9 protein-coding genes and 1 pseudogene are annotated in these 12,584 nt (G+C 69.6%); 2 read left to right on the top strand and 8 right to left on the bottom strand.

Features of this window, described 5'->3' with window-relative positions:
* Positions 1-4 precede the first annotated feature (4 nt).
* Both KHP12_RS05255 and KHP12_RS05250 read right to left on the bottom strand, forming a co-directional pair.
* Positions 5-1,252, bottom strand: coding sequence for an aspartate aminotransferase family protein (locus tag KHP12_RS05255; RefSeq protein ID WP_211831547.1), 1,248 nt, complete (start codon positions 1,250-1,252; stop codon positions 5-7).
* A 29-nt stretch (positions 1,253-1,281) separates the two neighbouring features.
* Entirely contained in the window at positions 1,282-1,701 is a 420-nt protein-coding gene (locus KHP12_RS05250; protein WP_211831546.1) for a type II toxin-antitoxin system RatA family toxin, read from the bottom strand.
* A gap of 412 nt (positions 1,702-2,113) precedes the next feature.
* Between KHP12_RS05250 and KHP12_RS52785 the strand changes: the two are divergent.
* A pseudogene (locus tag KHP12_RS52785) lies at positions 2,114-2,377 on the top strand (transposase); the annotation flags it as partial.
* Positions 2,378-2,786: 409 nt separating this feature from the next.
* Here the strand turns inward: KHP12_RS52785 and KHP12_RS05245 are convergent.
* Both KHP12_RS05245 and KHP12_RS05240 read right to left on the bottom strand, forming a co-directional pair.
* Positions 2,787-4,268 (bottom strand): MFS transporter, encoded by a 1,482-nt coding sequence (locus KHP12_RS05245; protein WP_211831545.1) that lies wholly within the window; start codon positions 4,266-4,268, stop codon positions 2,787-2,789.
* Between the two features lie 103 nt (positions 4,269-4,371).
* Complete coding sequence (locus tag KHP12_RS05240; RefSeq protein WP_086881633.1) at positions 4,372-4,794, bottom strand: DUF3291 domain-containing protein; 423 nt, start codon at positions 4,792-4,794, stop codon at positions 4,372-4,374.
* A 90-nt stretch (positions 4,795-4,884) separates the two neighbouring features.
* On the opposite strand from KHP12_RS05240, the gene KHP12_RS05235 reads away from it, so the two are divergent.
* Entirely contained in the window at positions 4,885-5,505 is a 621-nt protein-coding gene (locus KHP12_RS05235; protein ID WP_086881619.1) for a MerR family transcriptional regulator, read from the top strand.
* Between the two features lie 61 nt (positions 5,506-5,566).
* Here the strand turns inward: KHP12_RS05235 and KHP12_RS05225 are convergent, their stop codons facing one another.
* From KHP12_RS05225 to KHP12_RS05210, 4 genes are all read right to left on the bottom strand, one after another.
* Complete coding sequence (locus KHP12_RS05225; RefSeq protein WP_086881618.1) at positions 5,567-7,192, bottom strand: FAD-dependent oxidoreductase; 1,626 nt, start codon at positions 7,190-7,192, stop codon at positions 5,567-5,569.
* Between the two features lie 220 nt (positions 7,193-7,412).
* The gene (locus KHP12_RS05220; protein ID WP_211831543.1) at positions 7,413-9,209 is read right to left on the bottom strand and encodes an acyl-CoA dehydrogenase family protein; all 1,797 of its coding nucleotides are present in this window, start codon (positions 9,207-9,209) and stop codon (positions 7,413-7,415) included.
* Entirely contained in the window at positions 9,191-10,948 is a 1,758-nt protein-coding gene (locus KHP12_RS05215) for an acyl-CoA dehydrogenase family protein (protein ID WP_086881616.1), read from the bottom strand. Before KHP12_RS05215 ends, KHP12_RS05220 begins: the two co-directional genes overlap by 19 nt.
* Positions 10,945-12,579 carry a PfaD family polyunsaturated fatty acid/polyketide biosynthesis protein gene (locus tag KHP12_RS05210; RefSeq protein ID WP_086881615.1) on the bottom strand — a complete coding sequence of 545 codons (1,635 nt, stop codon included), beginning with the start codon at positions 12,577-12,579 and terminating at the stop codon, positions 10,945-10,947. Before KHP12_RS05210 ends, KHP12_RS05215 begins: the two co-directional genes overlap by 4 nt.
* Positions 12,580-12,584: the final 5 nt, after the last annotated feature.

Genomic DNA, 12,584 nt, shown 5'->3' with positions numbered 1-12,584 from the left:
CCGGCTATGCCTCGACGGCAGCGGCCTGTGCTGCTTCGGTCAGCAAGGCCAGCGCCTCATCGAGGTCCTCGTCGCTCGCGACGATGGGAGGCAGCAGCCGGATCGTCGTTGGCCGCGTCATGCAAGGGGAAACGACCAGGCCACGTTCGGCGAGTCCGGTGAGCATGGCGCCGACCAGCTCGGGCGAGCGGAGGTCGATGCCCCACAGCAGTCCGCGACCGCGCGTCTCCGCTACGACGTCTCCGTGCCGCTCCTGGATCTCGGCCAGCCCTGTGGCCATCGCAGCGGCGATGCGCACGCCGTCCTCGGCGTGCCTCTCGATTGTGTCCAGCGCCGTGGGGATCACTGCGGTGCCCAGCGGGTGACCACTGAAGGTCGCGGAGTGCATCATCGGGTCGGCAAGCAGGGGCTCGAAGAGCTGATCGGTGCCGACCGCGGCCGAGACCGGGACGACACCACCGCCCAGAGCCTTACCGAGCAGCACACAGTCCACCGGCAGCCCCGCTTCCAGCGCCACCGAACGGGCACCACACCGCCGCAGCCCAATCTGGATCTCATCGGAGATGACGAACGCGCCGTGCTCGTGAGCATCCCGGCACCACTGCGCCAGGACCTGCTCGTCCAGCGGCCACGCCCCGTTCTCGGCCTGGAGCGGCTCGAAGACGACAGCGGCGACCTCCTGGTCACGCACGACACGCGCGACGGCTTCGGGATCGTCCGGCGAGACATGCACGACGCCCTGCAGCAGCGGATCCAGGCCCTTCCTCAACCGCGGGTTGTCGGTCAGCGCGAGTGCCCCGAGGGTCTTGCCGTGGAAGGCACCGTCGACCGCGATCACGGTCATGCGGCTGGTGGCCATCCGGGCCAGCTTGACGGATGCCTCGACGGCCTCGGCCCCGCCGCACCCAAAATAGACACGGTGGAAGGAACCGCCGAGGTATTCCGCAAGGCTCTCCGCAGCAAGCGGCGGGACCGGGCTCTGGATGGACCTGGTCGACGTGGGCATCACGTCCAGCTGGGCACGTACCGCCTCAGCTACCGCGGGATTCCGGTGGCCGAGCAGCGCGACGGCGTAAGAGCCGAAGTCCAGTAGGGACCGGCCGTCCGAAAGCGTTACACGGCTTCCTGCGGCGGACATCTCGACGGCTCCCTGTCCCATAAATTTCCCTGCCGTCGCGAGTGCGGGCGAGAAATGGCGCTTGACACGCCTGAATGTTTCTTTGGCGACTGTCGATCGAGGGTCACTCACCATGTCTCCTCCTTCAGGAGTCAGCCATTCCCCTACAGGCTGCTGCTGAGAATCCCCTGCTGATAGGCCCGCAACGACTTTGCCACTGCAGGGTGGATCATTTCAGCCACCATGGGGAGCCCGATGTCGAATTCCACATTGAGTTCGAGCGCCACGCCCTCGGCATCCTCGAGGACTTGCCAATATCCCTCATAGTGGGCGAGGTCCCCTTCGGTCTGACGAAACTCCCAGCGAAGTCGCTCGACGTCGATGACATCCTCTTGATCCCATTCCATCTCCGAGCCCTTGAGCTCGACGACCCAGCTACTGGTGCGACGGCCAGCCTCCTCACCGGTGACGGTGACCTCGTTGACGCCGTCCAAGAAGGTCGGGAAGGCCTCGCAGTCCAGAAGCACCTTCCACACCCGCTCGGTAGATTCGGCACCCCTGCAGGTCACATTCAGTACGGCCATGAAAATCCTCCTTCGGGACACTTCAGGGGACCCAATCGGGGAGGTTTAGAAAAACTGGAACCCCCGCCCATCGGTATTCGCATCCTAAGATGCGCGGTCGCTCATCAGGAGAGCCAATACCCATACCTGACATACGATTGACACGCTGACAGGCGGACTCCTTCGCGCTTGACCGCCCCTGCCCTATCGGAGTCGCGAGGCCGCCGCCGGGACCGAAGGCCATGTCTATGACCTGGGTGCCGGTCCAGAGGAAGGGGTTGCTCTTCTGAACGGTGCCGTCGTCGCCCTGCTCGGTCCGCGTGATCCAGCCGTGGCCGAACTCACCGGCGAAAAAGTTCCCGTCGTACTCCTCGGGGAACTTCGGAACTTCACCAACGAGCGGAGTTGTCGTCGTAGCCGTAGACGGGCTGGCGGACGCGGAGCGATGTACGACGGCTCAACCAGGGTCGAATCGACTCCGGCCGACTGCGTTCGCTGCTGGCCGGCCTGCCGCTACCCGGTTCCCGGACGGGAGGCTGGTGCTGGCGGTGGACGTCTCGCCGTGACTGCGGTCGGACGCGCGGTGCCCCTCAGACCGATTGTTCTGCGACGTCTACGGGCGCGGACGAAGGCGGCCTCGCAGTTCATTCCCGGCCGACCGTACTCCTTCGTCACGGTGCTGGAGGTGGGCGCAAGCCTGCGGCCAGCGGTGCCCACCAGCAGTTCCAGCGACGCACAGCCTGATCGGACACGATGCGGCCCGAGCAGCGGGTTCACCTCAGCCGGGCTCAGGTCACACGCCGTGAGACCACCCTGGCACCCGGGACGGGGTGTCCTGTGATCGGTTGCGAGGGCGGAGGGTGAGCATTCACCCTCCGCCCTCGACCGAGATGGCCCTTTCCTGGGCCGTTGCGGTTGCCCGCCCCAGTCGTCGGAGCTGACCGGTCTGCTGAAGGGCAACGGGTGTGCGCCCCGGGTCCGCACGATTCGCGAGAGGGCGGTGTCCTGGTCACCGACCACAACACCCCGGAACAGCGCGCAGCGCGCCGATGGCATGGCGGCACGCTGCGCGGGACGGTAGGGACAGACAGCGACTCCCGCACTGGTCAGGCCTTGACCGGTTCCTCGGTGCGCGGCTCCCCGGCGGTGGCGCCGTGGCCACCGGTGCCGGGGGCGGACCGCGGATGGCGGGGAATGAACAGGCCGCAGAGGGCGCCGAAGAGCACCACTCCCCCACCGACCCAGACCGCGGGGTGCAGTCCGTCGACGAAAGCCCGGGCGCTGCGGTCGTTGCCGCTGTTGGCGAAGACCGTGCTCAGAACAGCAATGCCGAGGGCGCCGCCGATCTCGCGGAATGTGGCGTTGGCACCGGACACCTTGCCCTGGTGCTCCCCGGGAACCGACGCCAGGACGACCGCCGCAGTGGGCGCGATAGCGAAGCCCATGCCCGTACCGGCGAGAATCATGGCGGTGACGAGCTTGGAGTACGGGGTGTTGTCGGTGGCCACCAGGTTGATCCAGGCGAGACCGGCGGCCTGCAGGAAGAGACCGAGGGCCATCAGGCGTCCACCGCCGACCTTGTCGGTCAATACGCCGGCGATCGGGGCGATGACCATGGGCATCAGCGTCCAGGCCAAGGTCAGCACGCCGGCGTGCAGAGGGGTGCGCACGGGGGCAATCTGGAGGTACTGCGAGAGCAGGAAGATGGAGCCGAAGACCCCGAAGTACATGGTCGCCGAGACGATGTTGCTCAGCACGAAGGCGCGGGACCGGTAGAAGCCGAGTGGCAGGAGGGGGGCGGGGGCTCGGCGCTCCCACAGGATGAACAGCACGAGCAGTATCGCGCCCGCGGCGAACATGCCCAGGATGCGGCCCGAAGTCCAGCCGTCCTGCTCGCCGTTGACGATCGCCCAGACGATCCCGAAGAGTGCGCCGGTGGCGAGCGCCATGCCCGGCAGGTCGACCCGGGTGTCCGGCACCGAGCTCTCTTTGAGTGCCCACATGACCAGCGGTACGGCCACCACGCCGACGGGCACGTTGACCCAGAAGATCCATTGCCAGTCCAGGCCGTCGACCACGGCACCGCCCACCACCGGCCCACCCGCCACGGCCAGACCGCTGATGCCGGACCAGAGGCCGAGCGCCAGGCCGCGCTTGCGCTCGGGGACGGCCGCCGCGAGCAGCGTCAGAGACAACGGCATCACGGCTGCGGCCCCGAAGCCCTGGAGGGTGCGCCCGGCGATGAGCTGCCCGGTGGTATCGGCGAGGCCGCAGGCGATGGACGAGGCAGTGAAGACGATGATGCCGAAGACGAAGACCTTGCGCCGTCCGAAGCGGTCACCAAGCCCGGCGGCGGTGAGCAGGAGGCAGGCGAAGGTCAGGACGTAGGCGTTGACGAACCACTGGAGATCGGACGTGGACGCCTTCAACTCGACGGCCAGAGTCCGCAGCGCCGTGGAGACGACCAGGTTGTCGAGCGCCACCATGAACATCGGGACGCTGCATGCAACGATGGTCAGCCACGGGGGCACGGTGCGCCCCCCGGGAGCCTGCGCAGGTACCTCACCTGCGGATTTCAGCGTGATCATGCGCAATCGATCCTCAGCTAGGTCTCGTTCGGGCGAGATAGGGGAAAGGCAGGCAGGGTTCCCGGCCCGGGAGCGGGGTCTCCCGGACCGGGAGCTCGGGTGGTCAGCCCGGGGAGCCCGCCGCGGCCTCGTCCGCGGCGAGCTTGGCGCGCAGCCGGCGCCTGGCGTCGCTCCAGGTGATGGGGAGGTCCTCGGCGGGCACGTCCCAGAAGTCGAAGGTTGCCGTCCGCATGGTGGAGCGCAGGCCGGTCATGATGCTGCGGTGCGGTTCGGCGCCGGCGTAGGTGGAGAGCGCCTCACGGCTCTCCCAGGCGGAGAGTGTGTAGAAGGTGCGCTTCAGCGGCTGCGCGATGAGCGAGGCGCCGAACGCGCCGGGTGCCTTCTTCACCTGTCCCCAGGCGCTCAGGGACTTCAGGAAGAAGCGCGGCACGTCACGCATCGAGCGCACCTCGAAACGGGATGCCATGACCAACGCCCGCGTCCCGGGAGTGGGCGGATTCGGAGTAGTCCAGGGAAGTGTCGGCACCGTGCCGCCCCCTTGCATGGATAATGGAGAGTGCTGCTCTTCATAGTAGACTATAGAGCTATCCACTATCCATCAGGGAGCGGAACAAGCATGCGAATGTCCGAGCTCAGCCGGATGAGCGGGGTACCGGTTGCGACGATCAAGTACTACCTGCGGGAAGGTCTGCTGCCCCAGGGGCAAGCCACCGCCGTCAACCAAGCCGACTACGGCGAGCTCCACCTGCGCCGCCTCCGTCTCGTCCGCGCCCTGATCGGCGTGCGCGGGCTCTCGGTGAGCGAGACCAAGGAGATCCTCGCCGGTGTCTCCGAGCACGCCTCCGACATGCATGAGGTGCTCGGACTGGTCCTGGGCGCACGGCCAGTCGACAAAGAGGCCCCGCCGCCGGCCAAGGAGGCGTTCGATGAAGTGGACGAGCTGCTGAAGGAGGTCGGATGGCAGATCTCCGACCACGCTCCCGCCAAGCAGGTCATCGCCGAGGGCCTGACGACCCTGCGCTCCCTGGGAATGGACGTCGGCTGGCGGACCCTGCTGCCCTATGCGGAGCTGGCCGGGCGCTGCGCCGCGCTCGATCTCGACCAGCTGCGGGACACGGACGACCCGCTGGAGCGAGCCGAACGCGCGGTGGTCCTCACCGTGCTCCTCGAACCCGTGCTCCTGGCCCTGCGACGGCTCGCGCAGGAGGACGAGTCGGCCAGGCGCCACAGGGCCTGACCGCTGCCCCAAGAGACGGGGCGGGGCACCGGATCACCGAGTGCCCCACCCCGCCGCCTCGTCACAGTTTGAAGATCGACACGTAGCGCACCGGTGTCTCGGAGACGAAGGCATCATGCACGGAGCCCGCGGCCGCCGCGAACGCGCCGCCCGCGGTGATGATCCGGCCCTGGTTGCTCACCCGTCCCTCGATGAGATAGAAGAACTCCGCATGCTGGTGTACGTGCGGGTCGGTCCGGTAGCCTGCCTCGGCCTCGACCAGTGCGACGTGGTAGCCGTCGGCCTGGGCCACGAGCCGGGCACGTGCCTTGCCGCAGGAGCCCCACGGAATCCACTCGCCGTGGTCCGCCGCCGCGATGTCCCAACCGGCCAGCGAGGGTTCACCCGGCCTCTCCCCGCCCATGTCGCGCAGCAGCTGCGCCGCCGCCTCGGCGCCGGAGGAGAAGGCTGCCTCATGGGAACCGATCTGGTCCCAGCCCAGCCGCTTGGAGTGGAAGTACGAGCCGCACAGCTTCACCCGCGGGCCCTCATTGACGTCGTAGATGTCTTTTTGCAGCTCGCGCACGGGGACGTCGATGACCGGGTGACTGTAGGAGAACTCGGCGATCACCTTCGCCGGGTCCACATCGCCGGGGTAGTCGAGGGTGACGAAGTAGTCCTTCTCGGCGGTGAAGCCGTGCAGCTTGTTCATGTAGTACGCGACATAGGCGCGTTGCTCGCCGCCGACGGCGACCTTGCCGTAGTTCCACACCTCCCAGCGCGAGCGGTCTGCTGGCATCACCGAGGCGTCGGTGTGCAGGATGACGCGTGAACCGTTGTACCGGACCGGGGCCAGGACGGTCCGCTGCCGCTCCGTGGGGTTCTCCAGCAGGGCCAGCGCCTGGTCCGCGTGGGTGGCCACGACCACGAAGTCGAACCGCTCACTGGCCGATGCGGTGCGCACCGTGACCCCTTCGGAATCCTGGTGAACGCCAGTGACCGGCTCGGACGTGCGCACCTCGGCCCCGATAGCGGCGACCGCCTTGCGGACGTAGGAGATGGAGCCGCCACCGACGGTACGCCAGTCGACGCTGCGGCCGCCGAGCCCGCCCTCGTCGTGTCCCATGTAGAAGGCGATCACGGTGGAGGCCGGCATCTCCCAGATCCGCTCGGCGGGCACCGACCATACGGCCGAGCAGAGCAGAATCACGTATGAGTTGCGGAACTCCCGGCTGTAGCCGCGCCGGTCGAGGTACTCGCCGAGCGGCATGTCGGTCTTCTTGTGCAGGAAGTCCTTGCGGCTCTCGGTGTGGAAGCGGCGGGCCTCGCGCCAGATGCCGACGAACTCCTCCGGGTAGCAGCCGACGACCTCGTCCTCCTCCAGGACCAGCTCCCGGGTGCCGTACTCGATGCCGGAGTCAAGGTCGAAGAAGTTGAAGCCCCCCGGGTGTTCGACCGCCTCGACGTCCAGCTCCCGGAAGAATGCGGTCAAGTTGGGATACGCTGGCTCGTTGAAGACGACAAACGCCGTGTCGATGCCGAACTTGCGGCCGTTCTCCTCGACCTCCACGGTGTGGGCGTGGCCGCCGAGGTGGTCCTCGCACTCGTACAGGGTGATGTGCGCGTGCTCGCGCAGGTGGTACGCGGCGGAGAGGCCGGCCACTCCGGCTCCGACGACGGCCACGCGCGACTGGTGCTCAACAGGCATGGGATGTCCTTGACTCACAGGGTTCGAGGGGCGAAATGAGGGATGTCGGGGTGTGCGCCACCGTCCACGGCCACCGCGAGCACCTCTCCGGGCGCCGCAGGCCGCACCGCCGACATTCGGTGGCGCCCGCGGGCCGCCGCCATTCAGTGCGTCCGGCTCGGCGGCAGTGACGGCCACGGGGCCGGCCGGGGGCAAGGAGCTCAACTTTCGGACTCCTGCCTCAGTGGCGGGCGGCGGACACATCGGCCGTGGGCTCGGCCAGCGGGAAGGTCCAGTGCGAGAAGAGCCGGTTCTCCCGGTACAAGTGGCGCACCACCCGCATCACCTCGTCGACCACGGCCTGGTCGGTGACCGCCTCGTGCGGCCGCACCTTGCGGCGCAGCCGCTCCAGTTGGAGCAGGAGGACGGCGCCACTGGGCAGCGGGGCGTCGAGCGCGGTGTGCGAGTGCACGTACGTGAGGACACAGGCAGCCGCGGCGTGCACCAGGCTGTACTCCTTGGCCAGGTCGAAGAGTTCGGCGGAGTTCCCGAATGCGCGGCCCAGCTCCGCACGGAGAGCGTCGCAGCGCTCGCGCAGCAGCGCAGCGTGGGCCAGCAATTCGTCGGCCGTGTCGGCAGAGCGCAGCAGCCAGCCGCGCTCCTGCTGTTCCGCCTCGCCCGCGAGGCCGCGCAGGCGCCTTACCGCGTCGGGCGCCGCCAGCAGGGTGTCGTCCTCGCCTCCCCGGCTGGACAGCTCCTGCTTCCACGGCTCGTACAGCGGCAGCTCCCGCGCCATGCCGTACAGAACCGCGGCCCGGTCGGCGGCGGCCAGCCGCACCCCCTCGCCCGCCGTGGTGGCGCAGGTCAGCACCTGCGGCAGTTGGTGGCCGAGGTTCCGCAGGTTGACCACAGTGTTGCCATCGGCGAAGTTCGCCACCACCAGGTCACGCAGAAGCTTCTGAAACATGCCGTAGTGCGGGTGGCCGCGGAGGAAGAAGCGTGCACCGAGCACCACGCTCAGCTGTGACATGGTGGCTTCGAGCAGCGTCGGCACGAAGTACTTGGCGACCGACGACGAGACGCTGACCTGCTCGGGCGCCGCCTGGAGGCAGCGTACGGCGCCCAGGCAGACCGCGTCGGTGACCATCAGGTCGGCGAAGACCTCCGTCAACTGCCGTCTGCTGTACGGGACGTCGCTGACCGGCTTGCCGAGGATGACCCGCTCCTCGGTGAAGTCGAGAGTGAGCCTGAGGCCGGTGTCGACGGCGGACATCGCGATACTGCTGATCTGCGTGCGAGCCGTCTGCGTCGCCTTCAGGGTGATCTCCAGGCCCTGGCCCTCGGCGCCGATGAGCGCGGAGTCCGGCAGGAAGACGTCGTCAACACGGATGCCGCTGATGTCCATCGCGCGCAGCCCGTGCAGCCTCTCGCGGGGCAACTCCTCGACCGAGCCGGCCGGGGTCTTGCGCTTCTCCATCAGGAAGAGGGAGAAGGCGGCCGGGCCCGGGCGCTCCCCGGTGCGGGCGAAGACGACCACCGCGTCGGACCACGTGGCATTGCCGATGAGCCACTTCTCGCCGGTGAGGCGGTAGCCTCCCTCGACCTTGCGGGCGCTCATGGCGTTGGCGAGCAGATCGCTGCCGTACGCACGCTCGGACAGGCCCCAGGACAGGCGGGCACCGCGCTTGACGGCGTCGACGACGGCCCGCTTCTGCTCCTCGCTCCCGCCGATCCACACCGGCATGAAGGCCAGGTTCGTGACCATGAGGGCGGTCGCCGTGGTGGGGTCGCGGCGGGCTATGAGCCGCACCAGGCTGAAATTGGCCTCCACATCGCCCGCCTTCCCGCCCTGCTCGCCCGGGAGCGCGTACTCGGGCACGCCCCAGTCGCGCAGCATGTTCACGAACGCGTACGGGTACTCCTCACGCTCATCCAGGTCGAGGACACGCGTGAACGGCATCCGGCTCGCCGGGGCGTGCGGGTCGCCGAGGTGCGCTTCAAGCCGGGCCGCCAGGGCGGTCATATCGGCCTTGGGCATGAACTTCTCCTATGGGGTGTTCCGGCGAGCCGTACGGGCTGCGCGGTGCACAGCAGGTGGTGGTCGCACAGCGCAGCGACCACGTCGAACGCGGGGGCCAGGGCGGCGGCGTAGCGGCGCGGGTCGACGCCCTCGGCCCGGGCGAGCAGATAGCCGACAGCCGCACCGAGCCATTCGGCCGACCCGGGCTCCGCCCCGTACAGGGCCCGGTCGCGGTTGGCCGCCCACAGGTGGACACAGGCCGCCGCGCTGTGCAGCCAGGCGTACCGCTCGGCGAGGTCCACCAGGACGTTGGGATCGGCGCCGGGGCGGCGCGCGGCGTCGGCCTCATCCGGCAACACGGCCACCGCGTCGGTCAACCGGACGAGCAGACCGGCCACTTCGGCCCGGGCCGTGACCATGGCAGCCGCCTGCGCGAGCCCGATCAGGAGCGGGTCGGCGCCACGCGTGACCAGGTCGAGGCAGCCGGGCCGGTAGGGCGGCAGCGAGGCGTCGAGCCGGAGCACGCCGGGCAGGGTGTCCGGGTCCGCCGTGGCCGGGGTCCGCAGCAGGGTCGGCAGCTGCCCCGCGTACGACCGCAGGTTGGCGAGCGGGCTGGCGTCGATCACGCGGACCACCGCCGTGTCCCGCTCGAGCTTCTGGAAGACGCCCGCGCCGGGCGCGCCGTCACGCAGCACGGAGCGGGTCGCGAGGATGCCGCCGCAGCGCCGCACCAGATCGCCGGACGCCTCCGCCACAACATGCTTGGCGACCGGACCCCATACGCTGAACGCCTCCGGGAAACCGTGCACGCCCCGGGCGGCGGCGAGCGCCACCGCGTCGGCGGCGAGCAGCGCGGCCGAGGCGGTCGCCAGCTCGCGGCGGGCGTAGGGGACTTCGGCGAGTGTCGTGCGGCCGACACGGCGGCCGGCGGCAAACTCCACAGTGAGTCGCAGCGCGCTGTCCGCTATGCCGAGCGAGCCGGCCATGCTCATCAGGCGGACCGCCTGCTGGGCCTTGACCGCGACCTCCAGGCCCTCGCCCGCGGTGCCGACGAGCGCGCTCTCCGGCACCGGCAGAGCGTCGAAGCCGATCCGTGCCAGGTCGATACCGCGCATGCCGCCGATGCGCGGCGCGGGCATCCGCACCAGACGGCTGTCGGACATCTGTGGCTCGTCCAGGAGCAGTGCGGAGAACGCGCCGGGGCCGCGCGGCCCGGTGCGGGCGACGACGTACAGAGCCTCGGCACACCGGCCGTTGCCGACCAGCCACTTCTCGCCGCGCAGTACGCCGTCGGCCAGCTCCACGTCATTGGCGAGGAGTTCGCTGCCGTGGTCGGCCTCGGTGAGCGCGAAGGCGACCGCGCCGCCGCGACGCAGGATCGCGGCGACTCGCTCGCGCTGGTCCTCGCGGCCGTGCAGTTGCAGGCAGGTCGCGGCGATGATGCTGAACATCGTGCCGGGCATGACGTTGACATCACGGCGCGCCGCTGCGCGCACCAGGGTCAGGCTGCGGTCGAAGGACTCGAAGCCGCCGCCCCACTCCTTGGGCAGGTAGTTGAGGTGGAAGCCCGCGTCGACGAGGGCTCGGCACAGCTCGGTGGGGAACGCGTCGTGCTCGTCACGGTCGACGGCGGCCGCGAAGCCGTACGGGTTGGCGGGGTCGTTCGGGTCGCCAAGCAGTTCCTCCAGGGCCTCGGGTGTGAGGGCGCCTTGGGGTGTGCTCTCGCTCCGCACGGCCTCGGGTGCCGGCTCGTTCATCGGGGGGCCGCCGAAGGGCCGGTCACGGACGTGTCCAGTGGCACCGGCAGGTAGTGCGCGGCGGCTGCCGGGATGTGCGCGCCCGCTGTGCGCAGGCGGGCCAGGCGGGTGTGGAAGGCGGCGCCGCGCATCAGGTGGTGGGCGATGTCGGCGACCCGGCGGTTACTCGGGTTCTTCAGATAACTGCCGGTGACCCAGTCGTTGAAGCTCCCCATCGCGGGGCCGCACCAGATCTGGTAGTCCATCACGCGGTCGGGCTCGCCGATGGCCGCCCAACGCGAAGCCATGCCCAGGTACCAGCGGAAGACCAGGGCCATCTGGCGCCTGGGGCTGCCCTCGGCGCGCCGCAGTTGCTCGGGGTCGCGGTGCTCGAAGTACGCGACGCAGTCCTGCCACACGTCGTCGAGGCGGCGGCGGAAGATCTGTCTCTCCAGCTTCTCGCGGTCCTCGGCGGGCAGGGCCGCCAGACCGTCGTACGCCGTATACAGCTCATAAAGGCGGCGCGCCCGCATCGGGAACAGGGTTCCCTTCTTGAGGACCTGGAGTTCCACGCCGATTTCGAACATGTCGGCGGCCGGGGCCATGTCGCAGTCGGCGATGTCCGCCCCGGCGAGCAGCGCACGCGCCTCCGGGGACGTGCCGGACTCCAGGCACGCCTGGTTGACCGAGCCCGTCACCGCGTACGCGGCGCCCATCGCGAAGGCGGCGGCGACCGCGACCGGGGTGCCCAGGCCGCCCGCGGCGCCGACCCGGATCGGTTCCGGGTAGCGGTGCTCGCGCTGCACGGTGTCGCGAAGGCGCAGGATCGGCGGCAGCAGCGCGGGCAGCGGGCGGCGGTCGGTGTGGCCGCCGGAGTCGGCCTCGACGGTGATGTCGGCGGCGAGAGGCACCAGGTGGGCCAGTTCGCTCTGTTCGGCGGTGATCAGTCCCTGCTCGCGCAGCCGGGCGGCGATCGCGGCCGGGGCGGGCCGCATGAACCGCTCGGCGGTCTCCGGCCGGGAGACCTTGGCGATCAGGCGGTTCTCGGCGATGACCTGGCCGTCGGGGCCGCGGCGCAGGCCCGCGAGACGGTAGCGCACCACATGCGGCGTCAGGTTCATATACGCGGACGCCTCGACGCAGCGCACCCCGTGGCGCAGGAACAGCTCCACGGCTTGCTTTTCCAGGCGCTCCTCGCTGGGGCTGTGGATGAGGTTGACGGCGTACGGCAGGCCGGGGATCTCGGCCGCGAAGCGCACCAGGGCTTTTTCGATGGTGGACGGCAGCAGGCCCGCCGCGCCGAACGAGCCGAGGAAGCCCTCGCGGGCCAAGGCGATCACCATGTCCGCGGAGGAGATGCCGCCCGCCATCGCCCCTGTCATGTACGGCAGGTTGACGCCGTGCGCGGTGCGGAAGGCGGCCGAGCCGAGGCGGCGCGGCGGCAGCGCCTCGACGGAGGCGAGCAGCGGCAGTCCGCCATGGGCGGTGTCGCCGACCGTGACGGCGCCGCCGGAGACGGCGCCGATGCCCTGTGGCGTGACCGTCAGGTGGCAGGGGTTGTCGAGGTCGGCAAGCGCGGCGTAGATGCCTGCCGGGTCGGTGCTCGGGAACCGCTCCCCGTGCCAGCGGTAGGGGGTCTCGTGGGATTGCATGACGT

The sequence above is a fragment of the Streptomyces asiaticus genome, from assembly GCF_018138715.1.
In the GTDB taxonomy this organism is placed as follows: domain Bacteria; phylum Actinomycetota; class Actinomycetes; order Streptomycetales; family Streptomycetaceae; genus Streptomyces; species Streptomyces asiaticus.
The sequence above is the reverse complement of the archived record's forward strand: the minus strand, read 5'-3'. Positions and strand labels throughout refer to the sequence as shown.